We start from the raw sequence: 15408 nt of genomic DNA on the forward strand, positions 1-15408 counted from the left end.
TGACAACTCCAGAGAGAAGCGGATCACCGGCGGCGCTGCGGGCGGCGCCGGGCGCGGGCGTCCCAGCAGGGCCGGTGCCAGTGCCGCCGGTCGGCGACGGAGCCGGTCTCGTCGGCGGGCCAGACGACGAGGTGCGGCGTGCCCGGCCGGATCTCGTGGTCGCAGCCGGGGCAGCGGTAGAACTTCGTGGCCTGCGCGCCGGGCACCGTCCGGACCAGCCACTCGCCGTCGCTCCCGGCTTCGGCACGGGCCCACCCGGTGGCAGCACCGATCTCCCGCTCGGGCGGCCCACCGTCCGAGCGGTGGCCGGGACGGTTGCGTCGAGGCACGCCCAAACGGTAACCGCACCCCACCCACCACCGCGCACCCGCGTGACAGCGCCCACCACCCCGTGTCGACCTCCCGATCACACGTGCCGGCGCTCCGATCACACGTGATGCCCTTCCCATCACGCGTGATGCCTCCTCAGTCACGCGAGATTCCCGCCGAAACACGCGAACCGACCGCCCGGGCACGCGAACCGACCGCCCAGGTACGCGAGCCGACCCTCCGGGCACGCGAGTCGTCCGCCCGGGCACGCGACCTCGCGGGCCGTCACCCCTGGGCGATCGCCAGGGGCACGAGCTGCTCGGCGGTGGTCAGCGAACCGTGCTGCCCGACCAGCGACGTCTCCACGGCCTCGGCCAGCCCGCGCACCATCCCGAACCGCCCGCGGGCCGCCACGACGACGTCGCCGATCCGCGGCAGCACCCGGTCGCTGACGGTGGGACCGAACCACCCCTCGGCGACGGCCTCCGCCCGCGAACGCACCCAGGCCCGCTCGCCCACCACCGCCCGCCAGGCGGCGAGCACGTCGGCGGTGGCACCCGGCTCGGTGTAGACGTGCCGGGCCCGGACCTCACCCCCGAACGTCCGGACACCCGCCAGCAGCTCCGGCACGTCCTCGAGGTCGAGCTTGTCCTCGACGGTGACCATGCCGTGGTCGGCCACCACGGCGAGCAGGGCGCCGGCCGGCAGACCGTCCACAAGGGACTCCACGAGCCGGTCGACCTGGCGCAGCTGCATCCGCCACGCGTTCGAACCCGGGCCGTACACGTGCCCGAGCAGGTCGAGTTCACTGTGGTAGGCGTAGCAGAAGGCCCGTCCGGCGAGCACCGACAACGTCCGGGCGGCGAGGTCGCCGAGCGCGTGCACCCCGGCGTAACGCGCGCCGCTCTGGGTGGCGCGGGTCAGCGCCGAGTCGGCGAACTGCGCGGACGACACGACGGCCGCGTCGATCCCGGCCGCGGCGGCCAGCTCGAACGTCGTCGGCAGCGGCTGCACCTCACGCGGCGGGAGCGCGCCGCGAAGGTCGCCGCCGTCCTCGTGGCTGCGCCAGCGCAACGCGTTGAGCACGCCGACGCCCGGCATCTCGAAGGTGTAGCCGACCATGCCGTGCTCACCGGACGCGAGGCCTGTCCCGATCGCGGCCACCCCGGCGGCGGTGGTCGACGGGAAGCCCACGCGCACCGTCCGCCGGGCGAGCTCGGTCAGCACCGGGGCGTCCGCGGCGTGCTCGGTCAGCAGTTCCCAGCCAAGCCCGTCGATCAGCAGCACCGCCGCGCTCCGCGCCGCCGGCAGGTCCAGCGTGTTCGCGCACCCGGGCACCCCGAGCGCGGCGAGCAGGGAAGGGACGACTTGGCCGAGGTGCGCGACGTCGGCGAGCGAAGGGGGCTGCACGCGCCCACCTTCCCATCCGGGGGCCGGCCCGGCGATAATCGCCGCATGCCGACCTACGCCTACCGCTGCCGCGAGTGCACCGAGACCTTCGAGCTCCTGCGCCCGATGAGCGAGTCCGGCGCGCCGGCCGCCTGCCCGGAGGGCCACGCGGACACCGTCAAGCTGCTCACGACGGTCGCCCTCACCGGAGCCGCGGGTGGTCCCGCGGCCCCGGCCGGTGGCGGCGGGTGCTGTGGCGGCGGCTGCTGCGGCTGACCGGCCTCAGAGCGCCTTCAGCGCCTGGTCGAGGTCGTGCCAGAGGTCCTCGACGTCTTCCAGCCCGGCGGACAGCCGGATGAGCTGCTCGGACACGCCGGCGTCGTGGCGGTCGCCGGCGTCGACGATCCGGTGGCTGATCGACCCCGGGTGCTGGATCAGCGTGTCGACGCTGCCCAGGCTGACGGCGGGCGTGATCAGCCGGACGGCACCGATCAGGGCGTGCGGGTCGCCGTCGACCTCGAACGCCACCAGCGGGCCGCCAAGCCGCGGGTAGTGCACCTTCGTCACGGCCGGGTGGGCGGCGAGCCGCTCGGCCAGCGTCGCCGCGGTCGCGGACGCCGCGCCGACCCGCAGCGGCAGCGTGGAAAGCCCGCGCAGCAACAGGTATCCGGCGAGCGGGTGCAGCACGCCGCCGGTGGCGAAGCGGATCTGCCGCAGCCGGGCGGCTTCCTCGGCGTCGCACGCGACGATCCCGCCCATCACGTCGCCGTGGCCGCCGAGGAACTTCGTCGCGCTGTGCAGCACGATCCGGGCGCCGTGGCGGCCCGGGCGCTGCAGCACCGGTGTCGCGAAAGTGTTGTCCACCACCAGCGGCACGTCCCCGCACGCGAGAGCCAGCGCGGCGATGTCGACCTCGGCGAGCGTCGGGTTCGCCGGGGTCTCGACGAACACCAGGCCGGTGTCGGGCCGCAGCGCGGCGGCGACGGCGTCCGGCGCGGCCCAGGTGACCTCGGTGCCGAGCAGTCCCGACTGGAGCAGGTGGTCACTGCAGCCGTACAGCGGGCGCACGGCGACGACGTGGCGTTTCCCCTGCGCCACCGCGGAAAGCAGGCAGGCGGACACCGCGGCCATGCCGCTGGCGAACGCGACGCCGTGGTCGAACCCTTCGAGCTCGGCCAGGGCCCGCTCGAACCGCTCGACGGTCGGGTTGCCCACCCGGCCGTAGATCGGCGGGCCGGCCACCTCGCCGCCGGCGGCGAACTCGTCGATCCGGGCGGCTTCGCCGGCACTGTCCCGGGACGGGTAGGTCGTGGACAGGTCGAGCGGCGCGGCGTGCACGCCGAGGTCCGTGAGGTCGTCACGGCCGGCGTGGACGGCGCGGGTGCGCAGGGCGGAAGTCATAGGAGCATGCTCGATCTTTCACCGGATCGAAGGCAACAGTCTCGGATATCATTCGCCGATGCCCGATTCCGTCGAACTCAGTCCGGTTGATCTTGACATTCTGCGCTTGCTGCAGAACGACGCCCGGATCACCAACAAGGACCTCGCGGCCGCGGTCGGCCTGGCGCCGTCGACGTGCCTGGACCGGGTGGCGCGGCTGCGGGACACCGGCGTGATCACCGGGCAGCACGCGTCGGTCGACGCGGCGAAGCTCGGGCGGCCGCTGGAGGCGTTCCTGTTCGTCCAGGTGCGCCCGCACCGGCGGCCGCTGGTGGACCCGTTCATCGAGCACCTGCTGTCCCTGCCCGAGGTGCGCGCGGTCTACCACCTGACCGGGCCGGACGACTTCCTCGCGCACGTCGCCACCAGCTCGGCCGGCGAGCTGCAGCGGCTGGTGCTCGACGAGCTGACCGCCCGCGACGAGGTCGCCCGCGTCCACACGAACCTGGTGTTCCAGCACTGGAGCGGCGGCCCGCTGCTGCCACCCGGTGCTTGACGTCCGGCCGTCGACGTCACAGCGTCTCGAGCCACCGGCGTGTCTGGCGCGGGGACGTCATGCGGAGGACCGCGGGGCACGGCGGTTCGACGGCCCAGCCCCGGATGGTCGCCCGCTTCCGCGCGAACGACGCGAAGTGCCAGCGGATGATCGAGTCGGCGGAGAACGTCTGGCGGAACGACTCGACGTTGCCGTTGCAGATCCGCTCGCGGGTCACCGACCGCACGGCCGTCCGGCGCAGCAGGCGGCCCAGCGAAAGCCCGCGCGGGTAGTCGAGTCCCACGATGAGCTGGGTGCGGGGCAGCACGACGTCCTTCCACCGGCTGTACGCGGCGTCGAGGACCCAGCGCTCCCCCGCGCAGACCTCCGCGATGCGGCGGCGCTGCTCCTCGTCGGGCACCTGGACCCAGCCCGGCTGCCAGGTGAGGTCGTCCACGGAGTGGTACGGCAGGCCGGTGCGCTCGGCGATCCGCGCGGCAAGCGTCGACTTGCCCGAGCCGGTGACGCCGTAGACGACGATCCGGTCAGGAGTCGAGGTCACGGGCGGGCTCCTGCGGTCCTCGGTAGGGCAGGGTCTGGCTGTAGACGATGCTCGTGGTCGTGCTGCCGAACTGGGCCAGCTCGTCCATCGTGCGCTCGAGGTGGGCCATCGAGGCCGCAGCGACCTTGAGCGTGTAGCAGTCGTCGCCGGTGGTGCGCACGCATTCGAGGATCTCGAAGCGCTCGGCCAGCAGCTTGTGCAGCGGCTCGTGGCGGCTGCCCGGGTACTTGAGCCGGACGACGGCCAGCACCGCGTACCCGACCTTGCCGAGGTCGATGTCCGCGCGGTACCCGGTGATCACGCCGGTGGCCTCGAGGCGGCGGAGGCGTTCGGTGGTCGCGGACGCGCTGAGGTTCACCCGGCGGCCCAGCTCGGTGAGGGGCAGCCGGGCGTCACGCTGGAGCTCGACCAGGATGGCCCAGTCGGTCGGATCGAGACTCTCGGTCATCCGGCGAATATACCGCGAGATCCACGGCCGAAGCCGGTGAACGCCGTGGCCGATCCCTTCCGATCAGGGCTTTCCCCTCGTAGCCTTGGTGGGTGAAGATCGGCGTGAACGTCCCCAACTTCGGCCCCGGCACGGATCCCGGCGCACTGCGCTCGTGGGCGCAGACCGTCGAAGGCCTCGGCTACGACCTGCTGATGGTGTCCGACCACGTCGCGATCACGCCCGACGTCGCGGTGCAGTACCCGGCGCCGTTCTACGAGCCGTTCACGACGCTGTCGTGGCTGGCCGGCGTCACGACGCGGGTGCGCCTGGGGACCACCGTGCTGGTCGTGCCGTACCGCCATCCCCTGCTGGTCGCCCGGATGGCGGCGAACCTCGACCAGCTCAGCGGCGGCCGGCTCGTGCTCGGCGCCGGCATCGGCTGGGCGAAGCAGGAGTTCGACGCGCTGGGCGTCCCGTTCGAGCGGCGCGGGAAGCTCACCACCGAGTACCTGCGGACGATCCGCGCGGCCTGGGCCGAGCACGACGACTACCGCGCGGGCCCGATCCCGCTCTGGCTCGGCGGGCTCAGCGACGCCGGGCTGCGCCGGGCGATCGAGCTCGGCGACGCGTGGCACCCGTTGCGGCTGACCATGGCCGGGTTCCGGGAAGGGCTGGGGCGCTTGACAACCCTGGCCGGCGACCGGCCGGTGCCCGGGTTCGCGCCGCGGATCCTGCTGCGGCTGACGGACACGCCGGTGACCGGGCCGGACCGGCGCGCCGGCGAGGGCACGCTCGACCAGGTCCTCGACGACCTGGCGCGGTTGCGGGACCTGGGTGCCGACACCGTCGTGCTCGACCCGTTCGACGCCGACCCGGCCGAGACCCTCCACCCGGAGCCGGCTTGGCGAGACCTCGCGGTGATTGCCGCGTCCTGGAAGGAGAAACTGTGAACGACACCGAGGAAACCCTGCTCCGGCGGGCGATCGAGCTGGCCCGTGAAGCGCGCGAGGTGCACGGCAACCCGCCGTTCGGCTCCCTGCTGGCGGACACCGACGGCAACGTCCTGGCCGAGGACCGCAACACCTCGATCACCGACGACGACATCACGGCGCACCCCGAGCTGAAGCTCGCCCGCTGGGCGGCGCAGCACCTGGCCCCGGAGGTCGCGGCGGCGACGACGATGTTCACCAGCACCCAGCCGTGCGGGATGTGCGCCGGCGCGATCGAGCGGTCCGGGCTCGGCCGGGTCGTCTACGCGCTGTCGACCGAGCAGTTCCTCACCCTGCGGCCGCCGGTCACCTGGGGCGGCCACAAGCTCGACGGCCCCGCGCTGTTCGACGAGGCCCGCGTCCCGGTCGAGGGGTACTACCGGTAGCGGCCGACGCCCCCTGGAAGCGGTCCTGGCGAGCGTTGCGCCAACCGAGCACGATCCGGGCGCCGGGGTAACGGGCGCCATCCTCCGGACGACCTCCTTCGCACGAACGGACCCGCCGATCGTGCCGACCGGAGGTGTCCCGATGACCGACCTGTACCAACCGGATCCCGGCGCGCCGGCGGCCGCACCGGCTCGGCCCGGGTACCGGACCAGCCCCTGGCGCCTGGTGCTCGCGGCCACGGGCGGCGCGGCGCTGGTCGGCGCGCTGTGGGCCGGCCTCGGCCTGGCCGGTTCCGGCGGTCCCGCGGGCCCGTCCGGGGGCACGTTCGACCTCCGTGGCACGTTCACGTTGACCAGCGGCGGGGACGGCTTCGGCACGTGCGTCGGCTCCGGCGGTTATGCGGACATCACCGGTGGCGCCGCGGTCACGGTCTACAACGCCGCCGGCACCGTGCTCTCCCGGGGCGCGCTCGGCACCGGACGGCCGGCGGGCATGGGCACCTGCGTGTTCTCCCTGTCCGCGCAGAGCGTCCCCGCGGGCGAGCAGATCTACCTGGTCGAGGTCGCCCACCGCGGCCGGACCATGGTGACACCGCAGGACGCGCGCGACGGCGACGTCGCGCTCAGCCTGGGTGGCTGATCAGTAGTCCTTGAAGCCCTTCCCGGTCTTCCGCCCCAGCCGGCCGGCGGTGACCAGGTGCTCCAGCAGCGGCGCCGGCGCGAAGCCTTCCTCGCGGAACTCGTTGTAGAGCGTCCGCTGGATGGCCAGGGAGACGTCGAGGCCCACGACATCCAGCAGCTCGAACGGGCCCATCGGCAGGCCGCAGCCGACCTTCATCGCCGTGTCGATGTCGTCGGCGCCGGCGTAGTGCGCCTCCAGCATCTTCACGGCGTCGTTGAGGTACGGGAACAACAGCGCGTTGACGATGAAGCCCGCGCGGTCGCCGCAGTGGACGGCGTGCTTGCCGACGGCCTGGCAGACCGCGCTCGCCGTGGCGACGACGTCCGGGGCCGTGGCGATGGTCGACACGACCTCCACCAGCTTCATCACCGGGGCCGGGTTGAAGAAGTGGAGACCGACCACATCGCCCGGCCGCGAAGTCGCCGCGGCGCACTCGATCACCGGCAGGGAGGACGTCGTCGTGGCCAGGACGGCGCCGGGGCGGACGACCTCGTCCAGGGCCGCGAACACCGCCTGCTTCACCGAAAGCTCCTCGGCCACCGCCTCGACGACCAGGTCGACGTCGGCCAGGGCATCGAAGTCGGTGACCGGGGTGATCCTCCCCAAGGCCAGCGCCGCGTCCTCTTCGGACAGCTTGCCCTTGACCACGGCCTTGTCGAGCGACTTCTTCACCTTCGCCACCGAAGCCTGGGCCTTCTCCAGGCTGCGGGCCCGCAGCACGACGTCGAGGCCGCGCTTCGCGAAGACCTCCGCGATGCCGGTGGCCATCGTGCCGGTGCCGACCACACCGACCTTCGCGACCGGCCGCGGCGCGACACCGTCCACAGTGGACGTCGCCGTGGCGTCCACGACCACGTTCGGCGAGTCCGGCGCGTCGTAGGTGTAGAAGCCGCGGCCGGTCTTGCGGCCGAGCAGGCCCGCGGTGATCATCTGCTTGAGCAGCGGCGCCGGCGCGTGCAGCCGGTTGCGGGACTGGTGGTACATCGTGTCGAGGATCTCGTTCGCGGTGTCCAGCCCGATCAGGTCGAGCAGCGCGAGCGGGCCCATCGGGTAGCCGCAGCCGAAGCGCATCGCGGCGTCGAGGTCCTCGCGCGTGGCGTAGCGCTGCTCGTACATCCGCACCGCGTGGTTCAGGTAGCCGAACAGCAGCGCGTTCGCGATGAACCCGGCCCGGTCGCCGATCACCACCGGCACCTTGCCCAGCCGCTCGGCGAACGCGACGACGTCGGTGACCACCTCCGGCTCGGTGACCACGGTCTTCACGATCTCGACGAGCTTCTGCACCGGCGCCGGGTTGAAGAAGTGCATGCCGACGACCTTGCCGGGGCGCGCGGTGTGCACGCCGATCTCGGTGATCGACAGCGAGGACGTGTTGGACGCGAACACGACCTCCGGCCGGGTGACCTTGTCCAGCTGCGTGAAGACGTCGGCCTTGGCCGCCAGGCTCTCCGGGATCGCCTCGACCACGAGGTCCACTTCGGACAGATCCGAGAGCGTGGTGCTGTACCGGATCCGACCCAGCAGGGCCTCCCGGCCCGCTTCGTCGAGCTTTCCGCCGGACAGGGCGCGCTCGGTCGAGTGCTCCAGGTGCCCCCGGCCGCGTGCGACGCCCGTCTCGTCCAGCTCGACCGTGATGACGTCGAGGCCGCTGCGCGCGAGCACTTCGGCGATACCGGCCCCCATCGTGCCGAGGCCGACCACTCCGACTGTCGAGATGTCCCGCGCCATCGAGGCCTCCAGTGATGTTACTCGCCGGTAATTGCCCCGATACTGCCACGCGCCGCCTTCTGAAGCCCAGACGGAATCGAGTCAGAACGGCGTTTGTCACCCGGTCGGCAACGCGGGCTCACTCGCCGAAATTGCCCTCCACCAGCTCTTTCGCCTTGGCCAGCGCCTCGGACGCCTGCGGGCCGCTGGCCCGGACGCGGATCCGGTCACCTTGCCGGGCGCCGAGCGACATCAGGGCCAGCACGCTGTGCCCGTCGGCCTCCTGCTCGCCGAGGCCGACCTTCACCTCGGCGTCGAACGCGCTCAGCGTGCGCACCAGCACCGCGGCCGGCCGTGCGTGCAGCCCGACCTCGTTGTGCAGTTCCAGCTCGATTTCGGTACCACCGGCGGCGGGCTCGGCGGTGGCGGGCGTCAGGTCCTCGGGCATCCCGGCCGCCGCGGCGGCCTCCGCCACCGCCTTGCGGTCCCCGCCGGCCTGCGCGGCGACGGCCGCCGCGATCGCGCCCTCGACCAGCGGGCCGTCGGCGACGAGGGCGGCCGACGGGTCGGCCAGCGACTCGACGGCCAATTCCGCGGTCATCTGGGCGCTGCCGAGGTCGTAGAGCAGCACCACCCCGGCCCCGGAGTCGGCGCGCTGGGTGGCCGCGACGACCTCGTCGTAGTCCGTGCCGATCCCGCCGTCGGCGAGGCCACCGGCGGCCAGGATCGTGACGTCCGGGGCCATCTGGGCGGCCAGTTCGGCGAGGCCTTCCGCGAGCTTCCCGCTGTGCGACACGAGCACGATGCCGACGCTCACCGGGCGGCTCCCGCGAACGCCCGCAGCAGCAGGGCCGACGAGCGCGCGCCCGGGTCCAGGTGGCCCACCGCCCGCTCGCCGAGGTAGGACGCCCGGCCCTTGCGCGGCACCAGGTCCACTGTGGACTCGGCGCCGCGGTCGGCGGCGTCGGCGGCCGCGGTCAGCACCGCGGCGACGTCCCCGCCGTCCTCGGCCGCCTTCTCCGCGGCCGAAAGGGCGGGGATCAGGGCGTCGACCATCGTCGCGTCGCCGGCCACGGCCTTCCCGCGGGCCTGGACGCCTTCGAGCCCGGCGCGCAGCGCGTCCAGCAGCGCCGGGACGTCGAGCTCGGCGGCCGTGCCCAGCTTGGCCGAGGCACGCAGGAAAGCCGTGCCGTACAACGGGCCGGCCGCGCCGCCGACCTTGGAGATCAGCGTCGTCGCGACGAGCTTCAGCACCCCGCCCGGGGTGTCCGGCTCGGCGGCGTCGAGGGCCGCGACGACGGCCGTGAAGCCGCGGTTCAGGTTCTCGCCGTGGTCGCCGTCGCCGATCGCGCGGTCGAGCTCGATCAGCTCGGCCCGGTGCTCGGCGACGACCGCCGCGGCGGCGCGCACGGCCGCCGCGACCCCTTCGGACTTGCAGGTCATCAGAGCCCCCACCGCAGGGCCGCGGTGTTGACCGGCGCGTCCCAGAGCTCCGTCAGCTCGTCGTCCAGTTTGAGCAACGTCAGACTCATCCCCTGCATCTCGAGGCTGGTGATGTACGGCCCGACCAGCCGGCGTTCGACCACGATCCCACGCTCGGCCAGCAGCCGCTCGGCGATGCCGTGGGCCAGGTAGAGCTCGACCAGCGGGGTGCCGCCCATCGAGTTGGTGAACAGCAGCACGCGATCCCCGGAGGCGAACGGCAGGTCCGAGACGATCGCCTCGACCATGCGCGCGACCAGCGCGTCGGCCGGTTCGAGCGGGATCCGCTCGCGGCCGGGCTCGCCGTGGATGCCGATGCCGAACTCGATCTCGTCGTCGGCGAGCTCGAAGCTGGGGGTGCCGGCGTGCGGCACGGTCGGCGCGGTCAGCGCGACGCCGATCGAGCGCACCTGGCCGATCACCCTCTCCGCCAGCGCGGTCACCGCGTCGAGCGAGTCACCGCGCTCGGCGGCGGCGCCGGTGATCTTCTCCAGCAGCACCGTGCCGCCGACCCCGCGGCGGCCGGCGGTGAACGTCGAGTCCTTGACCGCGACGTCGTCGTCGATCACGACGCTGCGCACCTCGAGGCCGTCGGCGGCGGCCAGCTCGGCGGCGGTCTCGAAGTTGAGCACGTCACCGGTGTAGTTCTTCACGATCAGCAGCGCCCCGGCGTCACCCGTGGTCGCGGTGACGGCGGCCTGCACGGCGTCCGGGGTGGGCGAGGTGAACACCGCACCCGGGACGGCGGCGGCGAGCATGCCCAGGCCGACGAAGCCGCCGTGCAGCGGCTCGTGCCCGGCCCCGCCGCCGGAGATGACGGCGACCTTGCCCGCGACCGGGGCGTCGGCGCGGACCACGACGTCCGGGTCCTCCTGGACGCGGAGGATGTCGGCGTGCGCGGCGGCGAGTCCCCGCAGCGACTCCACGACCACGTTCGCCGGATCGTTGATGATCTTCTTCACGGCAACCTCCGGCAACATCGGCGGGTGGGTGCCCTCTTCCTACATCTCCGCGCGGCCGTACGCCAGGTCAGGGTTTCGGGAGCAGGGAGACGACGTTCTTCGCGACGGTGACCGCCTTGCCGCACGGGTCGTCCTTGTCCGCCTGGGCGTCGTAGTTCTGGTAGCGCACCTGGGCCAGTTCGACGTCGTCGCCCTGCCACGGCCGGTGCTGCCACTCCACGTCGCACTGCGACGAGCCCGACGTGCCCTTCTTCTGGAAGCCGGTGATCCCGCCACCGAGGTCCACCTTGGAGTAACCGTCGCCCACGATCGGGGGCAGGCCCGGCAGGAACCCGACCGTCACCGTCGCGGAGGCGGCCTTGGCCTTCCAGTCGCAGGCGTGCAGGCCCGACGGCGCCGGCTTAGCGGACGGCGCGGCCGAGGCGACCACAGAGGACTCCGCCATCGCGCACGGGTCGGCGGTCAGCAGCGTGCCCGGCGGCGTGGAGTACTTCTCCGGCGAGCTGTGCAGCTTCTGCACGACGGCGTCCATCAGCGTCTGCCCGGGACGGCAGGGATCACCCGGGTAGGCGACCGTCAGGGTGATGGCCGTGTCCGGGTTCAGCGCGGTCATCGCCGCGACCGTGCAGTCCGAGTCGTCGGTCTTGTCGACGCGCAGCGGCAGCCCGCCGACCAGGCCGGTCGTCTTGTCCGCGTGCGGCAGCAGGGTGTTGCCGATCTCGAAGTCGAGCCGGATCTCCTTGCCGCCGGGGTCCTTGACCTTGTTGGTGCAGCGGTCGTAGGCGATCGACGACGGCGTCGGGTCCTCCTCGACCGTGCCGAGGCCGAGCGCGCCGAGGGCGTCCTTGGTCAGGAACTGGCACGGCTTGATCGTGCGCAGAGCGCCGGTGGCCACCGCGGCGTCGGTGATCGGGCCGTCGGTGGCCGGGCCCGAGCCGGCCCCCGCGGGCACCGTCGTCCGCGCGAAGTTGGACCGGCCGAGGTCCTGCCCGCACGCGGTCAGCGTCAGCGTGAGGGCGGTGACCAGCAGGAACAGCTTCGGAAGACGGCGGCGTCGAACATCAGGGAGCACGCGATGCACGGTAGCGGCAGCAGCGCGCCGCTGTCCGGACAACCCGGCTATTCGCCCGCCGCCGGGGTCGTGTCGATGGTCTCTTCCGTCTCGGTCTCGGCCGGCACGACCAGCGGCCGGACCTGCGCCCAGGTGAAGAACAGCGCGGCGACCACCAGCATGCCGATCCCGGCCCACAGGTTGATGTTCACCCCGGCCGCCTTCTGCAGCTCGGCGTCCGTGGTGAAGCCGATGCCCAGCACCGTGAGGATGACGCCGTAGACGCCGATCAGCAGGGCGATGATCAGCCGGATGTCGAAAGCGCCCGCCTTCTTCGGCCGCGCGCCGGACTCGGTAGCCATGACGGACCTCCTAGAAGATGACGTTGAGCGCGATGGTCAGGATGAGCACGATGCCCGCGAGCAGGCCCGGCTTGCGGTACCAGCCCGCGTTCTCGCCGGTGTTGTCGTGCTGCCGCGTCGACTTCGGCGTCAGCGAGTAGACGAGACCCACCAGCTCTTCGTCCGGCTTCGGCTTGGTCGCCAGCGAGACCACGACGCTCACCACGATGTCGACGACGAACGCGGTACCGGCGGCCACGAAGCTGGTGCCCTGGCCGCTCAGGCCGATCACCCCGCCCTGCGACAGGCCCCAGACGGTGATCGCGGACGTGGTACCGAGGAGCAGGCCGCTCCAGCCGGCGTGCGGCGTCATCCGCTTCCAGAACATGCCCAGGATGAACGTCGCGAACAGCGGCGCGTTGAAGAACGAGAACAGGTCCTGCAGGTAGTCCAGGATGTTGCCGGAGTTCGAGGCGATGAACGCGGTGCCGATCGCGAGGACCGTGCCGACCGACGTCACGATGCGCCCGAGGCGCAGGTAGTAGCCGTCCGGCTTGTCCTTCTGGACGTACGTCTGCCAGATGTCGTACGTGAAGACCGTGTTGAACGAGCTGAGGTTCGCGGCCATGCCGGCCATGAACGAGGCCAGCAGGCCGGCGATCGCGATGCCGAGCATGCCGTTGGGCAGCAGGTCGCGCATCAGCAGCAGGAGCGCGTTGTTGAAGGTGACGCCGCTTTCCGCGGTGCCGCCGTCGAGCAGGACCTGCTTGTCCTTGACGTACTCGGACACGGTGACCGCGGCGATCATGCCGGGGATGATCACGATGAACGGGACCAGCATCTTCGGGAACGCGCCGATGATCGGCGTGCGCCGCGCGGCGGACATGCTCTTCGACGCCATCGCGCGCTGGACCTCGACGAAGTTCGTCGTCCAGTAGCCGAACGAGAGCACGAAGCCCAGACCGAACACGATGCCGAGGATCGAGAGGATGTTGTTGCCGAAGCCCGTCAGGTTGTCACCGGGCCACGAGTGCAGCTGCGCGGTGCCGCCCGGGCTGCCGGTGACCTTGTCGACCAGGCCCTGCCAGCCGCCGACCTTCACCAGGCCGATGATCGTCAGCGGGACCAGCGCGATGACGATCACGAAGAACTGCAGGACCTCGTTGTAGATCGCGGCGGAGAGACCGCCGAGCGCGGTGTAGGAGAGCACGATCACGGCGGCGATGATGATCGACACCCAGATCGGCCAGCCCAGCAGCAGGTTCACGACACTGGCCAGCAGGAACAGGTTCGCGCCCGCGATCAGGATCTGAGCGGCGGCGAAGCTGATGCCGTTGAGCAGGTGGGCCGGCTTGCCGAAGCGGCGGCGCATGAACTCCGGGACGCTGCGGACCTTCGAGCCGTAGTAGAACGGCATCATCACGATGCCGAGGAACAGCATCGCCGGGATCGCGCCGATCCAGAAGTAGTGCACGGTCGGCAGGCCGTACTGGGCGCCGTTGGCCGACATGCCCATGACCTCGACCGCGCCGAGGTTCGCGGAGATGAACGCCAGGCCGGTCACCCAGGCGGGCAGCGAACGGCCCGACAGGAAGAAGTCGAGACTGCTCGACACCTGCCTTCGGGCCAGGTACCCGATGCCGAGCACCAGGACGAAGTAGAACGCCAGCTCGATGTAGTCGATCGCGTTGGCGTCGAGTCGCAGGTTCGCATCGGCGAGAAGCACCCGACCCACCTCCCGGCTGTACTTTCAAACTGGACAAGAACCGACAGGAATCACCACTGTCCTGTCGGATCCGGACAGTACTGCATGGTTTCCGGGTCGGCACGCTGAGCTGTCCATTGTGCACAGAGGGCGCGTTTCCCGGTCTATGACCAGCGGAAACGCGCCCTCGACGCCGCGGGAGCGGCTCAGTTGCCGATCATCGATCGGTCGGGACGGCGATCTCGCCCTCCTCGTCGATCAGCCGGGCGAGCACGTCGTCGGGCAGGTAGGTGCGGTGCGGGTACTGCGGACCCCACGAGTTGAGCAGCGGCACCGCGCCGAGCTCGTCGGCCCGCGGGTTGCCGAGGACGGCGTGCACGTCGTCGACCGACTTGGCCCAGCGGAAGGCCGCGATGCCCTGCTTGGCGTCGGGGACGTACTTCTCCCGCGCCTCCCAGTCGTCGTTCTTGTACGAGTCGTCCCAGAGGACGTGCCCGGCGTCCTTGAGCACCTCGGCGCCGGCGCGGACGGAGGTGCCGTTGTCGTCACCGGGGTTGGTCTCGGGCCACTCGTCGCCCTTCTTGGCCGCGTCCCAGAGCCAGCGGGCGGTGTACTCGCCGCCGTTGAACAGCGACATGCACCGCGACCAGCCAAAGCCGACACAGGCGCCTTCCGCGCCCTGGTCGTAGAAGGCGTAGTTGGCGTCGGTGTCCGGGGTGCCGCCCGGTTCGAGGCAGACGCAGTGCCCGCCGCGGATCCGGCCGAGCGCGGCGGCGCCCGCCTTCGCGATGAAGAACTCGCCGGACTTCTCGTCCTGCTCCGGCGTGTCGAAAGCGGAGTACCAGTTGACCCCGATGACGACGGGCGACCGCGTCGGCCGGTCGTCGTCGGCGAGCGCCGACAACGGATACCGTTCGACGTGCTCCCAGTCGTCCGGAATGAACCGGCCCAGCCGCGGGTCGAGCGGATCGGAACCGAGCGGGCGATAACGCATGACTTCCTCCTCCGTGCAGGCGAAAACGCGCGCACATCGACCAGAGGACATGCGCACACCGAGCTCAAAGGCGGAAACAAACGTTGGCACGACGAAGAAAGACGGCCGAGCGCACCACCCTCCGGCCACACCGGACGTACCGGCGGAACCCCTCGAATCGAGTATCCCACGAGCCGCACTCAATGGATCCGCACCTCACCCGAACAGCGCATTAAGATAAGGCGGATGAAATGATCGGCCCACCGCAACGCGCGCTATCCGGTCAACAATTCCCCGGCCGGAGTAATGGCAGCCGAATCAGATACACGAATACGGCATCGATTCGGCATCACCGTGACAACGGCGACGGGTGAAGCGGCTCAGGTGCGTCTTCCCGCCACCGGACCGCCCGGAGGAATCCCCCTTCACGGTTCGAGGCACGCGATTTCACCGATCCGCTGAACGAACGAGCCCGGCACCGGCCCTCTTCAGCAGGTGCCGGCGGAACAGGCCGAAGCGGCGCGG

18 protein-coding genes are annotated in these 15408 nt (G+C 71.6%); 5 read left to right on the plus strand and 13 right to left on the minus strand.

What is annotated here, in order from left to right:
- Window positions 1–23: 23 nt before the first annotated feature.
- Both MUY22_RS03665 and MUY22_RS03670 read right to left on the minus strand, forming a co-directional pair.
- Window positions 24–329, minus strand: a complete 306-nt coding sequence (locus tag MUY22_RS03665; protein ID WP_247057039.1) for a hypothetical protein — start codon at window positions 327–329, stop codon at window positions 24–26.
- A 265-nt stretch (window positions 330–594) separates the two neighbouring features.
- The gene (locus MUY22_RS03670) at window positions 595–1719 is read right to left on the minus strand and encodes an alkaline phosphatase family protein (protein WP_247057040.1); all 1125 of its coding nucleotides are present in this window, start codon (window positions 1717–1719) and stop codon (window positions 595–597) included.
- Between the two features lie 45 nt (window positions 1720–1764).
- On the opposite strand from MUY22_RS03670, the gene MUY22_RS03675 reads away from it, so the two are divergent.
- Window positions 1765–1974, plus strand: a complete 210-nt coding sequence (locus MUY22_RS03675) for a zinc ribbon domain-containing protein (protein WP_247057042.1) — start codon at window positions 1765–1767, stop codon at window positions 1972–1974.
- Between the two features lie 6 nt (window positions 1975–1980).
- Here MUY22_RS03675 and MUY22_RS03680 read toward each other — a convergent pair whose 3' ends face one another.
- Window positions 1981–3099, minus strand: a complete 1119-nt coding sequence (locus MUY22_RS03680) for a PLP-dependent aspartate aminotransferase family protein (protein ID WP_247057045.1) — start codon at window positions 3097–3099, stop codon at window positions 1981–1983.
- A 58-nt stretch (window positions 3100–3157) separates the two neighbouring features.
- Between MUY22_RS03680 and MUY22_RS03685 the strand changes: the two genes are divergently transcribed.
- Complete coding sequence (locus tag MUY22_RS03685; RefSeq protein WP_247057047.1) at window positions 3158–3634, plus strand: Lrp/AsnC family transcriptional regulator; 477 nt, start codon at window positions 3158–3160, stop codon at window positions 3632–3634.
- A gap of 16 nt (window positions 3635–3650) precedes the next feature.
- Here the strand turns inward: MUY22_RS03685 and MUY22_RS03690 are convergent, their stop codons facing one another.
- Both MUY22_RS03690 and MUY22_RS03695 read right to left on the minus strand, forming a co-directional pair.
- Complete coding sequence (locus tag MUY22_RS03690) at window positions 3651–4175, minus strand: adenylate kinase (RefSeq protein WP_247057050.1); 525 nt, start codon at window positions 4173–4175, stop codon at window positions 3651–3653.
- Window positions 4159–4623: an Lrp/AsnC family transcriptional regulator gene (locus MUY22_RS03695; RefSeq protein ID WP_247057052.1), complete on the minus strand. Its 465-nt coding sequence runs from the start codon at window positions 4621–4623 to the stop codon at window positions 4159–4161. The genes MUY22_RS03690 and MUY22_RS03695 overlap by 17 nt, the downstream gene beginning before the upstream one ends.
- A gap of 92 nt (window positions 4624–4715) precedes the next feature.
- On the opposite strand from MUY22_RS03695, the gene MUY22_RS03700 reads away from it, so the two are divergent.
- The 3 genes from MUY22_RS03700 to MUY22_RS03710 all read left to right on the plus strand — a co-directional run bounded on the left by MUY22_RS03700 (window position 4716) and on the right by MUY22_RS03710 (window position 6620).
- A complete protein-coding gene (locus tag MUY22_RS03700; RefSeq protein WP_247057054.1) occupies window positions 4716–5555 on the plus strand; it encodes an LLM class flavin-dependent oxidoreductase in 840 nt (279 codons plus the stop codon).
- Window positions 5552–5980, plus strand: a complete 429-nt coding sequence (locus MUY22_RS03705; RefSeq protein WP_247057056.1) for a nucleoside deaminase — start codon at window positions 5552–5554, stop codon at window positions 5978–5980. Before MUY22_RS03700 ends, MUY22_RS03705 begins: the two co-directional genes overlap by 4 nt.
- A gap of 142 nt (window positions 5981–6122) precedes the next feature.
- The gene (locus MUY22_RS03710) at window positions 6123–6620 is read left to right on the plus strand and encodes a hypothetical protein (protein WP_247057058.1); all 498 of its coding nucleotides are present in this window, start codon (window positions 6123–6125) and stop codon (window positions 6618–6620) included.
- Here MUY22_RS03710 and MUY22_RS03715 read toward each other — a convergent pair whose 3' ends face one another.
- The 8 genes from MUY22_RS03715 to MUY22_RS03750 all read right to left on the minus strand — a co-directional run bounded on the left by MUY22_RS03715 (window position 6621) and on the right by MUY22_RS03750 (window position 14904).
- Complete coding sequence (locus MUY22_RS03715; RefSeq protein ID WP_247057060.1) at window positions 6621–8390, minus strand: 3-hydroxyacyl-CoA dehydrogenase family protein; 1770 nt, start codon at window positions 8388–8390, stop codon at window positions 6621–6623.
- Window positions 8391–8508: 118 nt separating this feature from the next.
- Window positions 8509–9186, minus strand: a complete 678-nt coding sequence (gene dhaM / locus MUY22_RS03720; RefSeq protein ID WP_247057062.1) for a dihydroxyacetone kinase phosphoryl donor subunit DhaM — start codon at window positions 9184–9186, stop codon at window positions 8509–8511.
- Window positions 9183–9812: a dihydroxyacetone kinase subunit DhaL gene (gene dhaL, locus MUY22_RS03725; protein WP_247057064.1), complete on the minus strand. Its 630-nt coding sequence runs from the start codon at window positions 9810–9812 to the stop codon at window positions 9183–9185. The genes dhaM and dhaL overlap by 4 nt, the downstream gene beginning before the upstream one ends.
- A complete protein-coding gene (gene dhaK, locus MUY22_RS03730; protein ID WP_247057066.1) occupies window positions 9812–10813 on the minus strand; it encodes a dihydroxyacetone kinase subunit DhaK in 1002 nt (333 codons plus the stop codon). The genes dhaL and dhaK overlap by 1 nt, the downstream gene beginning before the upstream one ends.
- Window positions 10814–10880: 67 nt before the next feature.
- The gene (locus MUY22_RS03735) at window positions 10881–11885 is read right to left on the minus strand and encodes a DUF3558 domain-containing protein (RefSeq protein WP_247057069.1); all 1005 of its coding nucleotides are present in this window, start codon (window positions 11883–11885) and stop codon (window positions 10881–10883) included.
- A gap of 47 nt (window positions 11886–11932) precedes the next feature.
- Window positions 11933–12226, minus strand: coding sequence for a hypothetical protein (locus MUY22_RS03740; protein WP_247057071.1), 294 nt, complete (start codon window positions 12224–12226; stop codon window positions 11933–11935).
- A 10-nt stretch (window positions 12227–12236) separates the two neighbouring features.
- Complete coding sequence (locus tag MUY22_RS03745) at window positions 12237–13931, minus strand: sodium:solute symporter family protein (protein WP_247057073.1); 1695 nt, start codon at window positions 13929–13931, stop codon at window positions 12237–12239.
- Between the two features lie 196 nt (window positions 13932–14127).
- Window positions 14128–14904, minus strand: a complete 777-nt coding sequence (locus MUY22_RS03750) for a hypothetical protein (RefSeq protein ID WP_247057074.1) — start codon at window positions 14902–14904, stop codon at window positions 14128–14130.
- Between the last annotated feature and the right edge of the window lie 504 nt (window positions 14905–15408).

The sequence above is a fragment of the Amycolatopsis sp. WQ 127309 genome (genome assembly GCF_023023025.1).
Taxonomy (GTDB): domain Bacteria; phylum Actinomycetota; class Actinomycetes; order Mycobacteriales; family Pseudonocardiaceae; genus Amycolatopsis.